Annotated in this window: 20 protein-coding genes; 11 read left to right on the top strand and 9 right to left on the bottom strand. The window is 43.3% G+C overall.

The annotated features are described in order from the left end of the window. Nucleotides 1–45: 45 nt before the first annotated feature. On the bottom strand, nucleotides 46–2,658 hold the full coding sequence (locus ABWY16_RS12315; protein ID WP_353904943.1) for a TonB-dependent receptor: 2,613 nt from the start codon (nucleotides 2,656–2,658) through the stop codon (nucleotides 46–48). Between the two features lie 47 nt (nucleotides 2,659–2,705). Further along, on the bottom strand, nucleotides 2,706–3,071 hold the full coding sequence (locus tag ABWY16_RS12310; RefSeq protein ID WP_353904942.1) for a winged helix-turn-helix domain-containing protein: 366 nt from the start codon (nucleotides 3,069–3,071) through the stop codon (nucleotides 2,706–2,708). Between the two features lie 269 nt (nucleotides 3,072–3,340). On the opposite strand from ABWY16_RS12310, the gene efp reads away from it, so the two are divergent. Further along, the gene (efp, locus tag ABWY16_RS12305; RefSeq protein ID WP_353904941.1) at nucleotides 3,341–3,901 is read left to right on the top strand and encodes an elongation factor P; all 561 of its coding nucleotides are present in this window, start codon (nucleotides 3,341–3,343) and stop codon (nucleotides 3,899–3,901) included. Nucleotides 3,902–3,975: 74 nt separating this feature from the next. On the opposite strand, the gene ABWY16_RS12300 is transcribed toward efp, so the two are convergent. From ABWY16_RS12300 to ABWY16_RS12285, 4 genes are read right to left on the bottom strand one after another with little or no spacing between them, the layout of a single operon-like run. Next, complete coding sequence (locus tag ABWY16_RS12300) at nucleotides 3,976–4,482, bottom strand: peptide-methionine (S)-S-oxide reductase (RefSeq protein ID WP_353904940.1); 507 nt, start codon at nucleotides 4,480–4,482, stop codon at nucleotides 3,976–3,978. Between the two features lie 10 nt (nucleotides 4,483–4,492). Beyond that, nucleotides 4,493–4,885: an acyl-CoA thioesterase gene (locus ABWY16_RS12295; RefSeq protein ID WP_353904939.1), complete on the bottom strand. Its 393-nt coding sequence runs from the start codon at nucleotides 4,883–4,885 to the stop codon at nucleotides 4,493–4,495. Nucleotides 4,886–4,917: 32 nt separating this feature from the next. After that, nucleotides 4,918–6,093, bottom strand: coding sequence for a hypothetical protein (locus ABWY16_RS12290; protein WP_353904938.1), 1,176 nt, complete (start codon nucleotides 6,091–6,093; stop codon nucleotides 4,918–4,920). Nucleotides 6,094–6,149: 56 nt separating this feature from the next. After that, nucleotides 6,150–7,328, bottom strand: coding sequence for a multidrug effflux MFS transporter (locus tag ABWY16_RS12285; protein WP_353904937.1), 1,179 nt, complete (start codon nucleotides 7,326–7,328; stop codon nucleotides 6,150–6,152). 593 nt (nucleotides 7,329–7,921) lie between these two features. On the opposite strand from ABWY16_RS12285, the gene ABWY16_RS12280 reads away from it, so the two are divergent. From ABWY16_RS12280 to ABWY16_RS12260, 5 genes are all read left to right on the top strand, one after another. After that, nucleotides 7,922–8,566, top strand: a complete 645-nt coding sequence (locus ABWY16_RS12280) for a DUF6266 family protein (RefSeq protein ID WP_353904936.1) — start codon at nucleotides 7,922–7,924, stop codon at nucleotides 8,564–8,566. Nucleotides 8,567–8,571: 5 nt separating this feature from the next. Next, on the top strand, nucleotides 8,572–9,231 hold the full coding sequence (locus ABWY16_RS12275; protein ID WP_353904935.1) for a DUF6266 family protein: 660 nt from the start codon (nucleotides 8,572–8,574) through the stop codon (nucleotides 9,229–9,231). Nucleotides 9,232–9,403: 172 nt separating this feature from the next. Beyond that, nucleotides 9,404–9,658, top strand: a complete 255-nt coding sequence (locus ABWY16_RS12270; RefSeq protein ID WP_353904934.1) for a hypothetical protein — start codon at nucleotides 9,404–9,406, stop codon at nucleotides 9,656–9,658. A 139-nt stretch (nucleotides 9,659–9,797) separates the two neighbouring features. Further along, nucleotides 9,798–10,364, top strand: a complete 567-nt coding sequence (locus tag ABWY16_RS12265) for a Crp/Fnr family transcriptional regulator (protein WP_353904933.1) — start codon at nucleotides 9,798–9,800, stop codon at nucleotides 10,362–10,364. A gap of 97 nt (nucleotides 10,365–10,461) precedes the next feature. Beyond that, entirely contained in the window at nucleotides 10,462–11,529 is a 1,068-nt protein-coding gene (locus tag ABWY16_RS12260; RefSeq protein WP_353904932.1) for an SDR family oxidoreductase, read from the top strand. A gap of 44 nt (nucleotides 11,530–11,573) precedes the next feature. Here ABWY16_RS12260 and ABWY16_RS12255 read toward each other — a convergent pair whose 3' ends face one another. Continuing rightward, on the bottom strand, nucleotides 11,574–12,998 hold the full coding sequence (locus ABWY16_RS12255; protein ID WP_353904931.1) for a TonB-dependent receptor: 1,425 nt from the start codon (nucleotides 12,996–12,998) through the stop codon (nucleotides 11,574–11,576). A 207-nt stretch (nucleotides 12,999–13,205) separates the two neighbouring features. Between ABWY16_RS12255 and ABWY16_RS12250 the strand changes: the two genes are divergently transcribed. From ABWY16_RS12250 to ABWY16_RS12240, 3 genes are all read left to right on the top strand, one after another. Continuing rightward, on the top strand, nucleotides 13,206–14,948 hold the full coding sequence (locus ABWY16_RS12250; RefSeq protein ID WP_353904930.1) for an ABC transporter ATP-binding protein: 1,743 nt from the start codon (nucleotides 13,206–13,208) through the stop codon (nucleotides 14,946–14,948). Nucleotides 14,949–14,998: 50 nt separating this feature from the next. Further along, complete coding sequence (locus ABWY16_RS12245) at nucleotides 14,999–15,838, top strand: helix-turn-helix domain-containing protein (RefSeq protein WP_353904929.1); 840 nt, start codon at nucleotides 14,999–15,001, stop codon at nucleotides 15,836–15,838. A 71-nt stretch (nucleotides 15,839–15,909) separates the two neighbouring features. After that, nucleotides 15,910–17,706, top strand: a complete 1,797-nt coding sequence (locus ABWY16_RS12240; protein WP_353904928.1) for an amidohydrolase — start codon at nucleotides 15,910–15,912, stop codon at nucleotides 17,704–17,706. A 126-nt stretch (nucleotides 17,707–17,832) separates the two neighbouring features. Here the strand turns inward: ABWY16_RS12240 and ABWY16_RS12235 are convergent, their stop codons facing one another. Continuing rightward, a complete protein-coding gene (locus ABWY16_RS12235; RefSeq protein WP_353904927.1) occupies nucleotides 17,833–18,126 on the bottom strand; it encodes a hypothetical protein in 294 nt (97 codons plus the stop codon). Between the two features lie 198 nt (nucleotides 18,127–18,324). On the opposite strand from ABWY16_RS12235, the gene ABWY16_RS12230 reads away from it, so the two are divergent. After that, on the top strand, nucleotides 18,325–19,578 hold the full coding sequence (locus tag ABWY16_RS12230; RefSeq protein WP_353904926.1) for an alpha/beta hydrolase-fold protein: 1,254 nt from the start codon (nucleotides 18,325–18,327) through the stop codon (nucleotides 19,576–19,578). A gap of 11 nt (nucleotides 19,579–19,589) precedes the next feature. Here ABWY16_RS12230 and cobA read toward each other — a convergent pair whose 3' ends face one another. Next, a complete protein-coding gene (cobA, locus tag ABWY16_RS12225) occupies nucleotides 19,590–20,354 on the bottom strand; it encodes a uroporphyrinogen-III C-methyltransferase (RefSeq protein WP_353904925.1) in 765 nt (254 codons plus the stop codon). A gap of 250 nt (nucleotides 20,355–20,604) precedes the next feature. On the opposite strand from cobA, the gene nirB reads away from it, so the two are divergent. Beyond that, on the top strand, nucleotides 20,605–23,130 hold the full coding sequence (nirB, locus tag ABWY16_RS12220; RefSeq protein WP_353904924.1) for a nitrite reductase large subunit NirB: 2,526 nt from the start codon (nucleotides 20,605–20,607) through the stop codon (nucleotides 23,128–23,130). The last annotated feature ends 23 nt before the right edge of the window (nucleotides 23,131–23,153 follow it).

Here is a 23,153-nt window from a genome sequence, read left to right as displayed (position 1 = left end):
TTAAAATAATAAATGGGTATAGCTAAGGTGTGTAAAAAGATCTGTCTACATGGTGTAAGTAAAAGTTGTGTAATAGAAACCGCCGATAGAAGGCCCGCCCAGGTAAGAATAATAATATTTATTAAACACATTGGAACCGCCAACCTTCACATTCAGCTTGCGCTTAAAAAAATCATAATTAACCTGCGCATCCGTATTGCCATAATGTTTAACCGTTCCGTTCACCAGGAAAGTCTGCGAATAATAGCTGCTCTGATATTTGTAAGACACATTGAAACCTAACCTGCCATAAATCCGCTCTCCGCCGAAAGAAAGGTTGTAAATCCATTCTGGTGTGTTAAACCCATCTTCCAGGCCGTCATTATTGGTTGTCCTGTCCAGCTTGGAATACGTAACATTTCCGCCAAGCGTATACTTCCTCATCACCCGGTACGAAAGCCCAAAGCTGCCGCCATAATTATACACCGTGCTCTGAGAATTTGTCCATACCCTGTACCTGCTTTGTTTCGCTTTATCATTCAGTGCATAAGGTATAGAATCAGCCACAGTCGTGTTGGGACGGCTCATCTCCACCTGTGCGATAAAATTCTCATACTTGTTGTAATAAAAATCTACATCCAGCTTCAGATTCCTGTTGAGGAATAAAGATTTATAGCCAAATTCAAAGGAATTAATGTGTTCAGGTTTGATATAATCATAGGTGTTCTTCACCAGCCGGCTTTTGTTTTTTTCTATAGCTGCATTGGTAGTCATGCCGGCATTGAAATCCCGGGTAACAGCTGCCTGAAAAGCATCAATTGAATTCTTCAGGTAACTGTTTTCCAGTACTCCGTTTGAAAGGATCTTTAAACCACCAATCCGTTTAACACCACCGCTGTTCACATTGGAAAACGCTTCGAAGATGCTCGGAAACCTGTATCCGCTCTGGAATGATACCCGGATGTTCTGCTCCTCAACAGGAGAGTATACAGCTGTAAAGCGTGGGTTAAATTTAGTGCTGAAGTAATCGTTACGATCAGCCCTGAGTGTAGCGGTAAGCCTTAATTTATTGTCCCAGAACTCTCTTCCCACCTGGATAAAGCCGCCGGTTTTACTGTAAGAGAAAGTCTGTCCAACTTTGGCAGGATCAGGGTTGACAAAGTAATTCCCGTCAGGCTCGATAAAATAACTGCGGTGATCAAAGCCTGCCTGCAGGTCAAGTCCCGTCTGTCGTTTAAAATCAGGGCCAATCAGTTTAGAAAGATCCGCCTGCCCTTCTACATGCAGCATCTGGTCTTTGACCCTCAAAGCAGATCCGATGTCCCAGTTATTCACACCAGAAAGTTCTGAAATTTTGTCCTGAAAAGCTCCGGTTCCCGGCTGCAACCTGCCCAGATCAGCGGCCTGTCTTGCAGCGGCCAATGCCTGGGGTACGGTATTACCAGATAACCTCGACTGATTAAAACCGCTTGTGAAATCTGTGTACCACTGGTTATCCGACTTAAAGGCTTTGTCCTGGTTCTCAGCTGCCGAACGTAAATTGTAAGATTTACCGGTATTCTCGGTAGTAACGTATGCGCTGGCCCGAAAGATATCATTTTTAAAAGTTAGCGCATGTTGCTGCAACAGGTAATCCTGCAATCTGAAACGGTTGGAGCGCTGATAAATATTGTCAAGATCAGCAAGGCGGTAAGTATAACTCAGTAAAGCTTTCGGGCTGAGCTTATAGGCAAGGGTAAAATCTGCCTTCACATTCTGCAGGTGATAATCAGCCACTTCTTTTTCGTAATAGCCTGTTCTGGCCACAACATATTGCCTGCCGTCAAGAGCAACTGTTCTGCGGTTTGATGATTCATTTCCGTAACCACTTACAGGATCGTAAGCCGGACTGGCTGGTCCGCCACTAATGCCTGCTGTTGCATTAGCAGAAGGATTCAGATCTGTTCTGTCATCAGCTATCCAGTCATATCCTTTTGTAAAAGTCCCGTTCACCTTAAAAGCGAGACGTTCATTGATCTTATGTGCAATCCTCAGGCTCGTTTCATTGAATAACTTAGCTGAACTCTCCTGATCGTTCACATGGTTAACTCCAATTTTTTGCTGAATACTGATGCCTTCACTGGTAAAAGGATCTTTCGTCATAAAATTGGCGAGCCCATTGATAGCATTCAGACCATACAAGGCAGATGCAGTTCCCGGGATGATCTCCACATGTTCAATATCCAGGTCGCTGGGCCCCATTGCATTACCAATCGGCGCACCAATATGGGGTGCCTGGTTATCAATTCCGTCTACCATTTGTGTGAAGCGTACATTTGTCGTATTTGCAAAACCCCTGGTATTGATGATCCTGAAGCCCATACTCGGTGTGATCATCTGCACACCCTTGACATTTTCCAGTGCATCAAAAAAAGAAGGTGATCCGGATAACCTGAAAGCGGAAGTATCTACCCGCTCGATACTAACCGGAGAACGCAAGATACTTTCTTCCGATCTGGAAGCACTGATCACAACCTCAGAAAGCCTGTGCAGGGTATCCATTGTTTTGACAGGCTTTACAGTTTTTTTAAGCGGTATCCGCAAAGTATCTGCCCTGCGGGTAGAATCAGTTGTCTGTGCCTGTAAATTAGAAGAGACAGTTGTTATTATAAAAATAAGGAAAAGTAGATGTTTTACCATAGCGTTCGTTATACATAGATATGAATAACGAAGGTCTGTAAATTGTTTTAATTTTTATCAGCATTTCCAGCTTTTAGTGTAATTGAAGGACTATTTTTGTTCAAAAACTGCTGAAACTTCCTGTAAAACAGTTTAAATTCTGAAATAACCAGGTCACCTTGTTCTGTAACCACGGCATTTCCCCCTCCCTTACCACCGCGCTGTGAGATTACCACTGGGGCACTCAGCCTTGTGTTCATATCTTCAATCATTTGCCAAGCCTGGCGATAAGACATGCTCATCTGCAGGGCAGCCTGACGAATAGAACCGCATTCCCGGATACGTTCCAGAAGCTCCACGCGGCCGGGACCGATCAGCTTTTTGCCATCTGTTTCGATCCAGAGTTTTCCGTTTAAATTCATCTCTTCAGTCATAAAAATTATTCTGTTTACCCGGGCCCAAGGTATTAAAAAGAAAGAGCTTTCTCCGCCGTCCTTTTTGAAATTGATTTCTTCCTGCTCTTCTTGTTTTTTCCCAGCTTAAGAATTGGTCCGGTGAGCGCTGAAGACAGATAAAAATCATTGCCACTTACTATGAATAATTCAGATGAAAATCTTGCAAAAAGAACAATATCTTTTCTGCGCCGGTTAATAATTGAAAAATCCCCCTATCTTTGGACTCAAAATTTTACAATTATATTTATATGGCAAAAACATCTGAAGCTAAAGTAGGAAACATATTACGTTACAACGGCGAACTGGTAACTGTTACAGAGCTGATACACCGTACACCAGGTAAAGGTGGAGCTTTCTACCTTGGTAAATTCCGCAATATCAAAACCGGAAAAATTGTGGAAGCCCGTTTAGGAACTGATGAGCAGATTGAAATTTGCCGTGTAGAGACAAATGACTACCAGTATCTGTATGAAGAAGGCGAATATTTTGTGGTCATGGACAATGTTACTTTTGACCAGTTCAATGTGCCTAAAGCATTATTCGGACCATCAGCAAAATTCCTGAAAGAAGGAATGGACGTGATCGTTTCTTTCGAAAGTGAAGAACCGATCGTGGCACAGGCCCCAAACTTTGTTGAACTTGAGATCACCTACGCTGAGCCCGCTGTTAAAGGAGATACTTCTTCCGGCGCTCAGAAAAATGTAACTACAGAAAATGGGGTAGAAATTAAAGTACCCTTATTTGTAAATCAGGGCGATAAAATAAAAGTGGATACACGCACTGGCGAATACGTTGAGCGTGTCAAATAAGTATACAGGATTTTCAAAAGCCCGGTTGTGAAAGCTTCCGGGCTTTATTATTTGTACCTGCCTCTCCTCTTTGTTCAGGACTCTAAATGCTTTAGCTTTTGCAAATCAACTTCCCCGGCAAACTGCGCCATCAGCGATTTTAGTTTAGGATTCACGATATTTTCACAAAAAGGTTTTTCCGGATTACTGTAATAGTAATTCAGAAAATCTTCGGTATTCAGTTTAAAATCTTTGCAGGGCAGCACCTGTGTGATTACCGGACTTGTAAATTCCTTTTGTAAAGAACCAATTGCATTCCCTGAAACCTCACTCTGTTCTTCGTTAAATGTATAAACGGCGGAGCGGTATTTGCTACGCATACTATGATTTGATGTACAGCTGTGCGTATACAAATGAATTGCGATCAGCGTATTTAATGCTATGATATCTGGATTATACGCAACAATAACCCCTTCAGAAAATGATGAAGCTTCGCCTTCAGAGGCGATCCATCCCTGCTGCACACCGCTCACTCCCTTTAATGATAAAAAGATTGCTTCTGTACACCAGTGGCAACTTCCGCCGAATCCAATTTTTTCCATCACTGTATTTTTAAGCCAGTAAAGTATCAAAGATCTCGCCCCTGCTAAGCTTATCGTTAATTTTCGAGACGGCCTCGACTCTGGCTTTCAGACAGAGCGCGTTATCAGATACCCGGTAAATATCCTGGAAGAATATCAACTTTACACCCTGTCTTTCAGTTCTCAGCTTTACTGCAAATATATCCCTGCTGGTGAGCGAGCGCTTAAAGTCCATTTCTATCCGCGATACCATTAACAGTATTCCCTGCCGGGTCAGTTCGGCGAAGGAAAAGCCTCTGGATATGAGATACTCGTGTCTGGCATGCTCAAGATAAGACTGATAGATTGCATTATTGACGACGCCCTGAATATCACATTCATAATCTCTTACCTTCAGTTCAATTTCAAATATATAATCGTTCATAGGCTGCAAAGATCATCATAGAATCTGATATTCTACTGGTCAGTTATGACATACCAGGGTATTTTTAACTTCCCTGTATAAACATATACATTCATAGCGTCTTCGATATCCAGCCTGTTATATACTTCCATGGATACCCTGATATGCTTTTCATCTACCTCCTCCCGCCACCGGGATAATTTAAAATGGTAAAGGGTTGTTTTTCCTCTGCTGATCCATTTGTCCAGCACCCGTGCCCTGTAATAACGACTATGAGAAGTATCATAAAGACAGTTTACGGTGACAACTGTACAATATCCATAAACAAGAGAACATATAGTGATCAGTACAATTCCCATGATGCGGGCTTTAGTAACTGAACTAAAATTCCTGTTTGCAACCATCAATACTGCAACCAAAAACATTCCAACCAGTAAAGCCGGCGGCCAGACGGCGCGGTAATCCAAAATGTTGTAGCGGGCACATTTAATGATCAGGCAGATTAGCAGCGCGCAAAGGCCGTAGGGTATTGCGGGATATGGACTATTCTTACTGTCAGCAATCCTGATAAGTCCATTATAACCTCTTATGATTATGATAAAAACTACAGGTGCCGCAATGGCAACAGCGACCATGTACTTTTCAATTTTAAATACAAAACTGAGCAACAAAATAATGACGCCAGTGGCATTCATGAGTTTTGAAGCACCGGTCGCATTCTCCAGTTTCTCCGTTCTTTCTTCGGTCGTCTTTCCATAACGGCTATCGTCCAGTAAATTTTTATACCCCTCTTGCCTTTCCAGTAAATCAAGGTCAGGGTACTTACTTTTCAGTAAGACAATCAGCTGATCTGTACCAGGCATGATAGTTTTAATGCTGATTCGTTTCCTGTCTTTTGATAGTGGTTCAATCAGTATCCATTTGTCCCTGATGCGGTAGCCTCTGATCTCGGCGAAACTGATCTCCCAACCTGATATTGCCCCTTTAAACCTGATACTGTCTTCCCCTATAATCAGCTTAGCAATAACCGGCTCGATCAGTGTATATACAATAAGCAGAAAAAGCAGGATAGAAAAGGGAATGCCAACCCAGATTTTTAATGCCCAGCCATGGTGGCTATGTCTGGATAAGCCTATGAAAACCACTATATAAAACAGCCACAGTAAAAACAGGCTGCATAATATAATCGAAATAACCTTCCATGTTTTCGAACTGGTATATTCCTGCATTTGGAGAACGATGTAATCTTAATGCAAAGTATTTAAATAATAGCAAAAAATAAAATTTAACCTGTTTTTCTGAAATGCAAACAGCAAAAGGCCAATACAGCACAGGAGAGCATCATCAAAAACATGGGGTATGCCGTATTGTTATGCAGCAGACTCAACAGGAACGTAATCAGAAATGCTGATAAATAACTCATCGAACCGATCAGTGCAGAGGCAGAACCGCTAAACGCTGGTAAGGCGCCGATGTACAATGCCGTTGAATTTGGCAGAATCAAACCCAGCATAAATAAAAATGCGAGCAGTAAGCCCAGTAGAGTCAACAGCGGTGCCTCAAAGTAAACCGCGAAGATGATCACTACTCCGGTAATGATCTGGCAACTGATCGCAAACTTAGTAATACTCCGGGGCTCAAAATGCCGGAGCAGCCTGGTGTTCAGTATTCCCGCAGAGATAAAACCTACTGCTGAACAGGAAAAAATATAACTGAACTGCTGTTTGCTCAAAGCGTAAAGATGCGTGAATACAAATGGAGAGGCGGTCACAAATGAAAATGCTGCGCTGTTGCTTACAGACCTGACTAATGCATAATTAATAAACGCCGGATGCTGAATACAATGCTTGTAGCCATCAAGTATAGCTGAAACATTCAGCCGCTTATCTTCCAGTGCCAGTTTACCTGCGGGCAATATCGTAAGGCATCCGGCCAGTCCGATTCCCGAGATAATGGCCATAATTAAAAACAAAAGCTTCCAGGTAGATTCGGCGGCCAGCATCCCCCCTGCCATCGGCGCCAGGATCGGGGAAACGCCCATGATAATCTGCAGAAGCGTAAATACATGAGCCGCATTTTTATCATGATAGATATCATTTACCAGGGCCCTGGAGATTACCTGGCAGGAACTTCCCGCCAGCCCCTGGATAAATCTCAGACAGAGGAATACAGTAAATGAGTGGGTAAGCATACAGCAAATACTGCACAGGATATAAATGACAAGGCCAATCCGTAATGGAGTTTTCCTGCCCCATACATCAGATAATGGCCCGATGAAAAGCTGACCGAATGACATCCCGAACAGGAATAAAGTAACTGTTGTCTCAATACGAACAATAGGAACTTTAAAATAACCGGCCATAACTTCAAATGCAGGCAGGTACATATCAATAGAGATAGAACCAATTGCTGTCAAAATGCCCAGGGTTAAGGTAATCAGCAGTACATATTGATTGTTTTTCATTTGGCTCTCGGCAGGGCTGGATTAAAGGCTGCAAACTAACGCTACATTGCCGCAATTCCAAGAACTAAATCTATTTAAACATTTGAACTACATCTGAACATGGTATAACTGATGCTGAACTTTACTTCTGTTCGCCGTTGACTCTGCTTTTGCTCTGCACTGCAGTACTCCTACAGTACCCCTGGCGTACCCCTACCGTACCCCTTGTTTACCCTATAGGTACAGTAAGGGTACGTTAGGGGTACGGTAGGGGTACTAAAGGGCAGAGATGAAGCAGACTACACCCGGAACCGGGTCAGGTTTATGGGCAGGCAGCATAGCTCTCAGGGATCATTTCTAATCTCTTTAAAATAGGGAAATAACATTATAATTAACGAACAATTTTACATATATATGTGTGAAGCTTCAGATTTCCCATGCATTTTGACTGAATATGTATTATCTTTATATTCAGGTGATTGAAGATCATATCGTGCCATAATCCGTTTAGAATGATGCCCAATCTTTTGGAGCTCCCGCCCCCTCAGGATAAAGGCCAGGCGATCTGAAATCATAATCGTTTATTTATTTATTTATTTTTAAAAATTAATTTTATGTCAATTGTAAAAAGCGGTCCTATGATGGGACATTCAGGAACAGTCGATGGTATCACCTATTGTGTGCAGCCTGACGGCACTACTACTGCAAAAAGGAAAAACAGTGCAAGTACCAAACCGAATACGAAAAGTCAGGACTCGGTCAACAGCGATTCAGGTATTTTCGCAAAATTCATGAAACCACTTAAAGGATTTGTGAATGTAAGCTACGCACTGGAGGCGAAACTGTTAAATCTCAGTCCATACAACACGATGGTGAAGTATGTGCGCAAAGCTGCGATACAGGGACAATATCCGAACCGGTACATTGATTTCTCAAAAGTGATGATGACTAAAGGGTCATTACCTTCATCCTCAGAAGCATCTGCTGAAATGACGAATTCGGGATTGGATTTTACCTGGAGTACTGAACTCCTGCCCAAAATGACTCACTACAGCGATCAGGTCATTATGCTTGCATATTTCCCCGACCTTGAGGAAGTGAGATATATGGCCGGTGCCGCATACCGGTCATCCGGAAAAGATCATCTCATGCTCCAAGGGGTCAAAAAAGGAAATACAGCACATGTATACATTTCCTTTATCACCGATGATCACAGCAGGATCGCGGACAGTACTTATCTTGGACAATTTAACTGGTAATCATTATGGGAAAAGTTATCAGCAGATCTGTACTCGGGGATTACTCGGGTACGGTAGGAACAGTTGTATTGAGTATGTACAGGGGAATACCAATAATGAAGGGAAGGCCCCGGCCAAGCAGGAAGGCTGCAAGCCCACAACAACTTGGGCAGAGGGAAATCTTTAAGATTGTAACCGCATTTTTCAGGCCAGAGAAATCAGTAATTAATATAGGATTTCAGCAGCCGGGAAGATCTAAGCATTCCCCAATGAATGCAGCTGTTTCCTATCACATGAAGAATGCCATCGGAGGTGCAGCAGGCAATCCATATCTGGAACTTTCAAAACTCAGGCTGACGCAACCTAGAAATAAAACACAGTCAGCATGGAATTCGAAACTTTCTGTGGCAGGCGGGTACACAATTAATGTTGACTGGGAGCTGAATCCTTTTCCACAGAAGTGTGCCCAAACTGATGACAAGGTGTTCATAGTAGTATATAATAATACTACTAACAGGTTTGATCCTTACAGAGAACATTTACGCAGAGCGGATCTCAGTTATTCGCATACTTATCCAAAACGTTATGAAGGGAATGAACTTCACTTCTATATGTTTCTCGTTTCGGAAGATGGAAAACTCGTATCAGAAACAGAATACCTGGGAATGGTAATTATGCAGGCTTAATTTTTTAAAAAAAAAGCAGCATAATACTTCGCTGTTGTCCAGCAAGATACAATCAAAGCGCTAAGGCTACCCCTTTATTGGGGTAGCCTTTTTCTTTATCTGATTAAACCTTTTACCAGGAATACCATCTATATGTACAAACACACAATAATTAAACTTAAAATTGCCGATCATGAAAAATTTAAAATTTGTATTAGTCCTGATAGTAGCAGTATTTACATTTGCAGCTGCAGATGCACAGTCCGTAGTTCTGAGAGTTGGCAATAATGACCAGCACCGTCCTCCCCGTGAGAGGGTTGTTCACCATGCCCCACCTGTCCGCCATGTAAGACCAGCGCCCCGCGGCAGATATGTTCATAACGGACGTCATTACGCACACCGCACAGTATATTATAAAAATAAACAAAGACACTATCGTTATAACTAGTTAACTGTTATTACCTGTTAAACGATGAAAGCCCCTCTGATGAGGGGCTTTTGCATTTACCCTCCTTCTCCGGCAAAATATATTCCCTGACAAGAAGAAACTTTATCCTAATTTAGCGTCGTATTTTGAAGAGCACGCTATGGAAGAAGTCTTAAGGGATCAGATTGAGAAAATTGTTAAGCTAACGGATGATGAGTTCAGCTTTGCCCTTTCACATTTCACCTTCAAAACCCTCAAAAAACATCAGTACCTTGTTCAGTCTGGTGAACCCGCGCCCAATGATCATTTCGTAGTCAAAGGATTGCTCAAATCTTTTTACATCGATGAACAGGGAAAAACACATATCATGCAGTTCGCCATGGAAGACTGGTGGATCTCTGATCCCCAGGCCTATTTCAATAAAACCAAGGCAATCCTCAATATTGATTGCCTGGAAGATACCCAGATCTATTATATATCAATAGATAACAGAGAGAAATTGTGTGCAGAGCTGCAAAAGATGGAATACTTTTTCATGAAAAAAGCAACCTCCGGATATATCGCCCTGCAGAGAAGAATTTTATCCCTGATGAGCCAGAAAGCAGAAGAGCGTTTCAGCCAGTTTGTTACGCTGTACCCAACTCTCCTGCAGCGTCTTCCCAAAGCTTTGATTGCTTCATATCTGGGAATCAGCAGAGAAACGTTAAGCCGCATGCCCATCAGTTAAGGCATGATGTGACCTACCGCACATGTATTTTGTGAGGTAGATCCTTTGCTCCCGGCCGCAGAATGCCGAACATTGTACTATCAATTTAAATCACATTATGAGTAATATAGCATTAGTAGTTGGGGCAAGCGGTATCACAGGTAGTAACCTGGCCGAAAAGCTGATCTCAAAAGGCTGGACAACATACGGTTTGGCAAGAAATCCTAAAAGCGAAATAGCAGACTTACAACCCATAGCTGCAGATCTGCTGGATCTGGAAAACCTGAAATCAGCATTGGCTGATATCGCTCCAACCCACGTATTTATTACCAGCTGGATGCGTAACGATACAGAAGCAGAAAATATCCGTGTAAACGGATTAATGGTCAGCAATATTCTTGAGGCATTATCGCCAAAAAAATCGGTAAAACATGTAGCCCTGGTCACAGGACTTAAACATTACCTCGGCCCATTTGAAGCTTATGCTTCGGAAGGATTTCTGCCGGAAACACCATTCCGTGAAGAACATCCAAGACTGGACATTGAGAACTTTTATTACGCTCAGGAAGATGAAGTTTATGCGGCTGCGGCGAGAGATCATTTCACATGGAGTATACACCGCCCGCATACAGTGATTGGAAAAGCCGTAGGTAACCTGATGAATATGGGTACAACACTTGCCGTATACGCGTCCATCTGTAAGGAAACCGGTCGCCCATTCCGCTGGCCAGGATCTGAAGCCCAATGGAACGGACTTTCTGATATGACTGACGCGAGGGTTTTGGCAGAGCAACTGATCTGGGCTTCGACTACAGAAGCTGCATATAATCAGGCTTTCAATATTGTTAATGGTGATGTATTTCGCTGGAGCTGGTTATGGAAACAACTGGCAGCATATTTTGGAATTGAAGCCATTGGCTATGAAGGATCAATTCAGCCTTTGCAAAAAGAAATGGAAAATGACGCTGAGGTTTGGAAGGGAATTGCTGAGAAGTATCAGTTAAAGGAAGCCGACTTGAGCAAACTGGCCTCAGCATGGCATACCGATCTTGATCTGGGCCGCCCGATTGAGGTAATGACTGACATGTCGAAAAGCCGTAAACTGGGCTTCACAGTTTTTCAGAAAACCAACGATGCGTTTTTTGATCTTTTTGAGCAGCTGCGTGCTGAACAATTAATTCCTTAATCAGGATTTTGAGGGCAGGTTACGCCAGGGCCTGCCCTTATTTTTTAAACGGGAAAACCAAAAAGCGATCTTTCCTTGATGATTGCGGCCACCTGTTCAGGAACATAATCTTCCCATCCCGGGGCGTTTTCCTTTACCAGCTCCAATACCCTGTCTGTCTGAACGTGCAGATTATTCACGTTGTAATCCAGGATATCCTCGATCTTATCGTTGGCGATCAGATATTCGAACAAATCTATCAAATGGGGAGGCGGAGAGAATCTCTTGGAGTTGTACACTATCCCATCACCAAGTGTCGGATAAATAAACAGTTTTACTTTTCTGCTGAACAAGGTTGCGAAGGCCTCTAAAATACCCCCCTGCAGGTATTGGTAATGTTTTTCATTAAAGATAAACTCAAGATTGGGATACCCGAGCACTACGCCCATTTTCAGTGTGGTAATCCTGGACAGATAGGCCACCAGTTTATAATATTCGTGGAAATTGGAGATCAAAACCGTCTGCCCTACTGAGCACAAAATATCTACACGGTCTAAAAAGTCTTTTTCATTGATTTCCGCACTGTCATCCGCACCACGTTCTTTTAACGATTGGAGCGTGAGCTCTGTTACTACAATAACGTTTGCAGCATCAACATCCGGCTCATCCCTGAAACGTTCAACACCAGTGTTGATCATATCCATATGCACATTAATCAGCGGGCGGAAACGTCCCCTGACAATCATGATATGTTTTTTGTATAAAACTTCTGAAGGTTGCAGGTTTTTACCGTCCGGTCCGAATACCGCAGCATCAGATAAGCCGTATTTCACCAGGTGCAGACTCATCAGCCTGTTGTCCACGTGTGTAAATCCAGGCCCTTCAAAACGGATCATATCGATCTGGATGCGGTCACGACTCAGGTCGTCCAGCAGAGAAAGCAAAAATACGGAAGGTGACTGCTGATAATTGAAACAGGCATAAACAAGGTTAACCCCTAAAATTCCTACTGCTGAATGCTGCAGGCCAAGATCGTTGTCCAGCAGTTTTACATGCAGTACTACATCATGAAATTCGCCGTTAGGTTCCATCTGAAAACGGATCCCCATCCAGCCATGCCCCTGGTTGGTCTTCTGGTAATTCAGTGCAGAAAACGTATCCGAAAATGCGAAGAAAGTGGAAGTATCCCCTCTTTTAGAGGCCAGACGCTCGATTACCAGGTCATATTCATGACCCAGCATCGCGATCAGACGCTGCTCGCTAACGTACCTTTTTACCTGCTGGGCACCATAAATTGCATCAGAAAAAGCCATATCATAGGCGGACATCGTTTTGGCTATTGTACCTGCGGCGGCACCTGCCTTAAAGAAATTCGCTGCTACATCCTGTCCTGCGCCGATTTCTGCAAATGAACCATAAATTTGGGGATCTAGATTGATAGCGAGCGCTTTTTGCTTTGTTCCGATATATTTATTGTGAATATTTTCCATGCGTATAAAAAAAGGTAACCGTGCTGTATGATGTGAATAAAGGTAAGAATCTTTGTCCGGATAAACTTCAGTTCTCTTATTAGAACGTTTTATGTACTTTTTTGTTGGGCAGAATTCAGATTTGATCGGCTAATTGATAAGCTGGTGAAACCTTTAGCCATAGCAGATGTTTTAACACCTAACTTGCCATCCCCTACTAAATCGCTAATGAAGATACTTTTTAAATACCTGCGGCCGCACCGTTTACTGATTATCCTTTCTTTACTTCTTGCCGCAGCAGCGCAGCTGCTGAGCTTACTGGATCCCGTGATTTTCGGTAGGATTATCGATGAATACTCTACAAACAAGCATAATCTGCCTGAACGGAAACTGATCACAGAAGTTTCCTACTGGCTGCTGATCGCACTGGCCATCGCTTTTACCTCAAAACTTTGCAAAGCCATACAGGAATATACTACGCGAAAGGCGGTTGCACGTTTTGGTATGGCAATTTTTAACGACGGGCTCAAACAGACACTGCGGCTATCCTTTCAGGAATTTGAAGAAAGCCGCAGCGGAACTACCCTTTCGGTACTTCAGAAAGTCAAAACAGATGCTGAAAGATTTATCAATGCTTTTATCAATATATTATTCTCTTCTACAGTAGGTATCGGGTTTCTGATATGGTACAGTATCAATAAAAACTGGCTTCTGGTACCGGTATTTTTTGTTGGTGTACTTTTGCTGGGATCGCTTACCGGACTGATCTCAAAAAGGGTAAAAGCCATTCAGCGGTCAATCAACAGGCAGGCGGATAGCCAGGCTGGGGTTATTACAGAAAGCCTGCGTAACATAGAACTGGTGAAAAGCCTGGGACTAACATTCTCTGAAATCAGGAGGCTGAACGCGCAAACCCTCAAGATTTTTAACCTTGAAATGCTGAAGGCAAAAAAAGTAAGCATCCTTTCCTTTTTTCAGGGAAACCTGCTGAACGTACTCAAGCAATCCGTGTTATTTATCCTGTTGTGGCTCATTTTCAGGAAAGTCCTTACTACAGGAGAACTGATAGCTATGCAGTTCATCTCTACCGCCATCTTTAACCCCCTGCAGGACCTGGGGAATATGATCATTTTATACCGCGAAGCGGATGCCTCACTGAATACTTTTGATGTCCTGATGGGTAAACCTGTAGAGACGAGGCCGGAAAACCCTATAGAATTTGGTACACTGGAAAACCTGGAATTTAAGAACGTTGTTTTCAGACATAAGACCGCGAACTACAATGCTATTGATGGGATTTCCTTTAGCATCACAAACGGACAGACTGCTGCTTTTGTAGGGCCATCCGGTTCGGGAAAATCCACACTTGTGAAATTGCTGGTCGGGCTTTACCTTCCCGTTGAAGGAGAAATTCTCTTTAACAATGCAAGTTCTAAAAAGATACGCTATAATCCGCTGCGCCGGCAGATCGGTTTCGTGACTCAGGATACGCAGCTTTACGCTGGTTCCATCAGAGAGAATATGCTGTTCGTCAATCCGGTGGCAACTGAAGCTGAAATTACAGAGGCGCTCAAAAAAGCTTCGGCCAGTAAACTTATTGAGAGGGCTTCACATGGGATACATACGGTGTTAGGTGAAAACGGAATGAAACTTTCCGGCGGGGAGAAGCAAAGATTGTCGATAGCGAGGGCTTTATTACGAAAACCGAGGCTCCTGATATTTGATGAAGCTACTTCCGCACTGGATTCATTAACGGAAGAAGAGATTTCACATACGATCCGGGAGATCTCCGACCGGAGAGAACAGATGACTATTCTCATTGCGCACAGATTATCCACCGTCATGCATGCCGATCAGATCTATGTGCTGGAAAAAGGTAAGATTTCTGAGGCGGGTTCACACCAGGAATTGCTGGACTCCAAAGGGCTGTACTATTCAATGTGGAGGCAGCAGATTGGTGAACGCAGGTAAAAATGGACTATAAATGGCTTATAATTAGTATATTGGGGTATTGAAAAATTATGATACTTATGGTATTCATGCCTCATATCCTTCCCATACCTGCCCTGCAGCCATATGTCAGGAATTATTTTCTTTTACATGTGGACATGAATTCTGTCCCGGCGGAACATCGTATAAAACCGATGCCCCCGGACGCCGATCAGTCACTGTTCTTTTATCCGCGCAGCCAGGTATATGCAATCAGTCATCATAACGGCGAAAAACGTGCCTCGGCACCGAGTATTTTTGTTGCGCAGCAAACTACCCGCATGAATATTCAGCTTTCCGGGGATCACCTGATTATCCAGGTCTGCTTCCGGCCGGGGTTTTTATATCAGTTTTTGGGGAAAATACCTGTAAGGGAATTCCATGGTAAAGAAATCGATGCAGAAGATCTTTCAGATCAGGGGATGAGCATCTTAAATGAGCAACTGCGGGAGACAGCCGATTATCAAATGATGATCGGACTCATTGAAAGTTTTCTTCTAAAGAGGCTAAATAGTATAAAGACAGAGCTACTACCTGTAGACCATGCTATTCTGTTGCTCAGGACTTCCAAAACGCCTTTGTCACTCTCCTGGCTGGCAGATCAGGCCTGCCTCAGTCATCGGCAGTTTGAGCGCAATTTCATGGACCGTATGGGCATGAGCCCGAAGTTCTATTCGCGCATCGCACGTTTTGACAGGGCATATAAACTGAAACTTCAGGCGCCTGAAAGAGATTGGCTGGAAATTGCCTACCAATGTGGTTACTACGATTTTTCTCACCTGATGCGCGATTTCAGGCAATTTGCAGAAGTTACGCCTTCGATGCTGATTGCCCAGGACACGATCCTTCCGGGCAGCAGGACATATATTTAAGTTGTCGTTTTTTTACATCTGAAGAAGCACACGGTCATGCTATTTTTGAGCATACGTTAACTCAAAATATTATGAAAGTATTAGTCGCACTTGTCTGCATGCCAATCCTTAATTTTCTGCAACTTTTTTCAAACTTCATTCTGTTGTTCTCAGTTTTTATGCTGCTGTTTTCCGTAGCTGCCGATGCGCAGCATCCTGATCTGATACTTGTAAATGGAAGGATATTTACTTCAGACACCTCGAAGTTATATGTTGAAGCCCTTGCGGTCAGGGAAGGCCGTATAATCGCTGCCGGTAGCAATTCAGAAATTGAAAAATTCAGGGCGGCCGGGACCCGAAGGATAGACCTTCAGGGTAAACTTGTTGTACCTGGCTTTAATGATGCACATAACCATTTACCCAATGCATTGAAGTCCACATTTATCGATCTGCCCGGCCTTAACCCTTCCTGGCAATCGCTGGTAGATTCTCTCAGGATTGCCGTCAGAAAAACGCCCAAGGGCCAGTTCATCCAGGCAACTATAGGTTTAGACATTATAAATACTCCTGATGCAAACCGCTTTGTACTGGATAAATTAGCACCTGATAACCCTATCTTACTACTTTCATGGTGGGGGCACGTGGGGATATTCAGCACCTCGGCTCTCAGCAAATTCGGCATCTCAGTCACACAGCCTGATCCTAAGGGCGGTTCATACGAGCGTATGCCTGATCATCAGACATTAACCGGCAAAGCATTCGAAAAAAATGCATATTGGCCGCATACGAGTTATCAAAAAATAATGGCTTTAGGTGATAATGAAATGCTGATCGGTAAGCTGAAAGGGCTGTCGCAGGCAATGCTTAAATCAGGTATCACCAGTTATCAGAATATGTGCACGGGTGCCAGGGCCGCAGATTATATAAATATATGGAAACGGGCCGGATTGCCTTTCCGTCTCCGGCTGATCCGCTGGGCAGATATGGATGCTGATGGTACGCTAAACATCCCCTCCAAAGAGTTGCCGCGAGCTATCCCAGGGATGCCTTTTATTACTGTAAGTGGTACAAAATGGCTTCTGGAGGGGACTCCCCTGGAGCAGGGAGCTGCTAACATCGATGCCTATCCGGGTAAGGGCGACTGGCATGGAAAAATGAATTACACGATCCCGGAAATAGAAAAGATGTGCCGCGAAGCCCTATCGAGAAAGGACCAGATCTGTTTTCATATAGGGGGGAGCAAGACCATAGGCGAAGTTTTAGACCTGATGACGGGCATGAATGTAAACTGGAAAGCCATTCGCCCGCGGTTTGAACATGGTGATGAGATTGACTACAGCCCGGGATATCTGGATAAGGCACGTAAGTTAGGGGTGATTATCGTTCAAAACCCGACGCATTTTGCTCCTGTGCCCGGCATGCAGCCATTTTCCCGCTCAACCAGTATTCCCTCCGATGCTCCGCTACCTGCGGAGAACAATAAACAGTCGGATTTACAAACAGGCAGCACTACTTCTGGAGCACCGCTGGCGACTCATGGTATGGCCTTGAAAACACTGCTCAACGCAGGCATACCTTTGGCAATAGGCTCAGATGGTCCGTTCAATCCGTTTCTAAATATTATGCTTGCAACTACTCATCCGATGCGGCCATCCGAAGCAATTACACGGGAGGAAGCAGTCATTGCCTATACACTGACTTCGGCCTATGCAGAATTTGAAGAGCAAAATAAGGGAACACTGACCGTAGGTAAATTCGCTGATCTGGCGGTATTATCTAATGACATTTTTACCGTGAGTATCCCAGAACTGATGGAAACGGAGAGTCTTTTAACGATCGTGAATGGAGATGTGGTCTATGATTCAGGAAAATTAAAACCAAAAGAGTAATTATACCTCCTAAAATCACGCCTATAAAAAAAGTGCTAAGCATTCAGTTTAGCACTTTTTCTGTGAGCATATTATCTGAATGATCAAACGGGATTTCCCTTGTTAATGATCATTTACAGTCAATCTTTATCCTGCTTTAACAGTCAGGAACGCGTTTAACTGCTCTTCAAGTAAGTCTGTATTGTAGTCGCCTTCGGTCTCGTTTTTTGAAACTTCGATACTATCATCAGAGATTGTCAAAGTAAAAACCGTGCCTTCGATCACCTCTGGAAAAGAGATGTTTACAATATCAGCAACATGCGCAAATTCTACACTCAGGTTTGAACCCAGTGCATTATTTACATATTCAGAGAATTCTACTTTTAAAAGATCAAATACTGCTTCAGGACTTAAGGGCTGGATGTTATTTATAGCTGTCATACTTAATTATGTCTAAAAATGGTGCCAAGAAGAGGTAATCAGTAAAATGAGCTTATATTCAGCTATTTTTAGATCGACGGAGCAATTTTCCTGCAAAGGCTTTATCTTTAAAATTTGGAATCTGGCAACGGAACAACAGCTTTTGGAGAATAATTAAATAAATTAGGCCTGGCTATTTGCTGATTATATTTTATCCCAATGAAAAAATTCCTTTTTTTTATACTCTTCCTGTCCCCACTCGTCACCGCAACTGCACAAACGGTAAAAAATGGCAGCCTGGTGATTGGCAAAGTGGATAGCATTCATTCCAAAATTTTAAACGAAAACAGAAAGGTATGGATTTACCTGCCCGCTTCTGCCAGCGATACAAAATATCAAAAGCAACATTATCCGATACTTTACTTACTGGATGCCGAAAGTCATTTCAGCTCAGTTACCGGCATGATCCAGCAACTCAGCGAGATCAATGGCAATTCTGTGTTGCCGGAGATGATCGTGGTGGGAATACCCAACAAGAACAGGACAAGAGACCTGACCCCTACAAACGCACTCACCGGACCTGAGGGGAAAAAATATCCAATGTTTGAAAAATCAGGGGGCGGTGAAAAATTTGCCGCATTCATTGAAAAAGAACTGATGCCCCATATAGATTCCCTTTATGCGCCTTCTCCACAGAGAGCTATTATCGGACACTCATTTGGCGGTCTTACAGTAATGAATATATTAGTTCATCATCCGGAATTATTCAATCAGTACATAGCTATTGATCCCAGCATGTGGTGGCATAGCCGTAAGTTATTAAATGAAACACCAGCAGCAATGGCGAATAAGAAATTTGAGCGTAAGTCATTGTTTGTAGGTATTGCCAATACAATGACCACAGGTATGGATACCACTAAAGTAATCAGCGATACCTCAGGTGACAGCGAACATATCAGAGCTATCCTTGCCCTGGACAAAGTTATTAAAAATCGCCCGGCTAATGGATTGCAGTATGCCTGCAAATATTATAATGATGACAATCACGGCTCTGTACCGCTCATTGCAGAATACGATGCCCTTCACACTCTTTACCAGGGTTTTGGGCTCAGCCAGGGTGAAATCAACGCGCTCTCCGATCCTAATTCCGGGATAAATATAGAACAGTTTATAGCTGAACATTATCAAAGGTTTTCAAATAAAGCTGGCGTTACCGTTCTGCCGCCGGAACCCTATATCAACAACACGGGAATATATTTACTGGCCGTCAACCAGCCGGAACGGGCTCATGCACTGTTCAGCTTAAACATTCGTAATTATCCAAAAAGCTTCAGTGCCTATAACAGCATGGGTAACTACTACGCCAGCATATCGGATCAAAAGAAAGCCATTGAATATTATTCAAAAGCCCTGGCCATCCAGGATAATCCGGAAACCCGGACGAAGTTGAAAAAACTCAGGGCAGGCAATTGAAATATTACGTATTATCCTACCAGCTTTGCCTGATTTCCCTGGTAAAATATTTCCCTGGCTTTTACAACATCACCGATCACTATGATGGCAGGATTGCTTAAACCTTCTTTTAGGGCCGCTTTTTGCAAATCCTGCACTTCACAGACCGCCTGTTTTTGATGGGGTAGTGACACATATTGAATAATTGCTGCCGGCACGGCACCCATTCCATTCTCAATATACAGTGAAGCTATTTCTGCAAGTTTAGTCATTCCCATATAGATAACTACTGTAGCAGAGCTGTTCATTGCACATTTCAGGTCTTTGGACAAATTCCCATCTTTTTTTGTTGCTGTTATGATCCACACACTTTCGCTGATACCGCGATGTGTGAGCGGGATGTCTGCAAAACCCGAGCCCTGCATGCTGCTGATACCAGGAATATATTTTGCTTTGATCCCCTGCGCCTCAGCGAACAGCAGTTCCTCGAAGCCTCTTCCAAAAATAAACGGATCGCCCCCCTTTAACCGTACTACCACTTTAAACGTACTCGCATAGCGTACTATCAGCTCATTAATTGTTTCCTGGGGAGTACAACTCCGGTAAGGCTGCTTGCCTACATAAATGGTTCTACAGCTTTGAGGAGCAATCTCCAATAAAGCTTTATTGCATAGGTTGTCATAAAGAATAACATCTGCCCGCTTTAAGACATTATAAGCCTTTAAAGTAATTAATTCCGGATCACCAGGCCCTGCTCCAACGATAAAAAGCCCATAATCACCAATATTGTGTTCCATAAATGCGAGGTTTTATATGATATGGTATAAAAGTCAACAATAATTATTGAAATTATGAATTATTTATGATAAATATCATGTAATGCTTTGAATTATTGAATATTTAACTACATTTGAATATCATAAATCATATTTTAACGGAACGAAATAAAGAAAAGCCTTAATTTTAAGATATATTCTACAATAGTCACCCATTCTCCCAGAAAAACTATAAAAAAACAAAAGACCACACCAACAAACGCCAAAGTTTATGAAACAGCCAAAAGTAATTGTTATAGGAAATGGAATGGTGGGATACAAATTCTGTGAAAAACTCAGAGCAAAGTCCCAGGCTTTCGAAATCATTGTCTTTGGAGAGGAACCACGCAGGGCATATGACCGTGTACACCTGAGTGAATACTTCAGCGGCAAAACTGCGGATGATCTTTCTCTTTCTACGGAAAGCTGGTACGAAGAGCAAAACATCACCTTGCTCCTGGGTAACCCTGTAACAAAAATAAGCCGGGAAATCAAGGTTGTTTATGCCGCAAACGGAACGGAATATTCCTATGATATATTGGTTTTTGCAACTGGCTCCGGCGCTTTTGTACCTTCTATCCCTGGCATTTATAAAGATGGAGTATTTGTTTACCGGACATTGGAAGACCTCGACCTCATTAGCGCGTATGCACAAAAAGCTGTCAAAGCCGCAGTCATAGGTGGTGGGTTACTTGGCCTGGAAGCTGCAAAGGCATTGATCGACCTTGGGCTTGAGGAAACAAGTATAGTGGAATTTGCCCCGCGACTGATGCCAAGGCAAATTGACAACGCCGGCAGCGATATGCTCAAATCAAAACTGGAAGATCTGGGATTAAAGATCCACCTGAACAAAAATACCACAGGCATTGAAGGTGAGGATAGTATAACGGCGCTTATGTTCAATGACGGTGAAACGCTGGAGGTGGATATGCTGGTGATCTCCGCAGGCATTAAACCAAGAGATGAACTGGCCGCGGCCTGCGGTATTGAACTGGGTTCCCGGGGTGGTATTATTGTTGACCAGAATATGCAGACCAGTGATCCCTCAATATTTGCTATTGGTGAATGTGCTTTATACGAGGGCATGATCTATGGCCTGATTGCTCCCGGATATGAGATGGCTGAAGTGCTGGCTTCAAACCTCTGCGCAATCAGCAAAACTTTCACAGGCTATGACATGAGCACCAAGCTGAAACTGATCGGCATAGACGTAGCGAGTTTCGGTGATAATTTCATTTCTGAGCCACACTGCCGTACCATTATTTTTGAGAACAAACATAAAGGTATTTACAAACGAATTAATATAAGCAACGACGGGCAGTACCTTCTCGGAGGTATACTCATTGGAGATGCTTCAGCATATAACCTGCTGTTGCAGACTTCTAACAACAGGATCGCACTATCAGAAAACCCTGAAGAACTCATCCTGGGTGGCCGCGCAGAGAGCGATGCTGGATCCACTGGAGCGGGAATAACCGCATTACCTGATGCTGCCCTGATCTGCAGTTGCGAAGGGATCAGCAAAGGTGATATCTGCCTGGCAGTAACGGAGGCAAATTGTGAAAATATTGATGATATAAAGAAATGTACAAAAGCAGGTACAGGATGTGGCGGCTGCGTGCCTATGATTAAAGATTTGGTTACTTACACTTTAAAATCACAGGGCAAATATATCAAAAACGTCATCTGTGAACACTTCAATTACAGCAGGCAGGAACTGTTTGATCTGATACATATCCATGAGCTGAAAAGCTATGATGAGGTTCTTGACGTGCTGGGTAAAAATGACGGTTGTGAAGTCTGCAAGCCTCTGGTATCCTCCCTGCTCGCCAGTCTCTGGAATGAGATGATCCTAAAAAAGGGAAATGATGTAGCCCAGGACAGCAATGACCGTTTCCTGGCCAACATCCAGAAGGGCGGTTCTTATTCCGTTGTACCAAGGATTCCGGGTGGCGAAATTACGCCGGACAAGCTGATTGTCATCGGCGAAGTAGCTAAAAAGTATAACCTCTATACCAAGATTACAGGCGGCCAGCGAATCGATATGTTTGGTGCACATGTCAATGACCTGCCTGTGATCTGGGAAGAGTTAATAGCGGCGGGTTTCGAAAGCGGACATGCTTACGGTAAGGGTCTCCGAACAGTAAAAAGCTGTGTAGGCAGTACTTGGTGCAGATTCGGACTGCATGACAGTGTAAGTTTTGCAATTCGTATTGAAGAGCGCTACAGGGGTATCCGTGCACCGCATAAATTTAAATCTGCAGTAAGCGGATGCATCAGGGAATGTGCAGAAGCACAAAGTAAAGACTTCGGAATCATAGCCACAGAAAAAGGCTGGAACCTTTATGTTTGCGGAAATGGAGGGAGCAAACCACAACATGCGCTGCTTTTTGCAACAGATCTGGACAGCGAAACATGTATCAGATATATCGACCGGTTCCTGATGTTCTACATCCGTACAGCTGATCCGCTTACCAGAACGGCTACCTGGCTAAACAAGATGGAAGGCGGCATCGATTACCTCCGCAACGTTATCATTAATGACAGCCTTGGGATGGCACAGCAATGGGAGTATGAGATAAGCAACCTGATCAGCTCCTACCAGTGCGAATGGAAAGAAGCCGTACAGAATCCGGCCATCAGAAAAAGGTTCTCACACTTTGTGAACGCACCGGAAGAAAAAGACCCCACTATAGAATTTGTAGAAATGCGCGGTCAGAAGAAGACCGCAGAATGGAATATAGCTAACCAAATATAACCAACCAATTACCAACCTAAAAC

This window comes from Pedobacter sp. (assembly GCF_040513095.1).
GTDB lineage: Bacteria > Bacteroidota > Bacteroidia > Sphingobacteriales > Sphingobacteriaceae > Pedobacter.
This window is presented reverse-complemented; position numbering and strand designations above follow the sequence as displayed.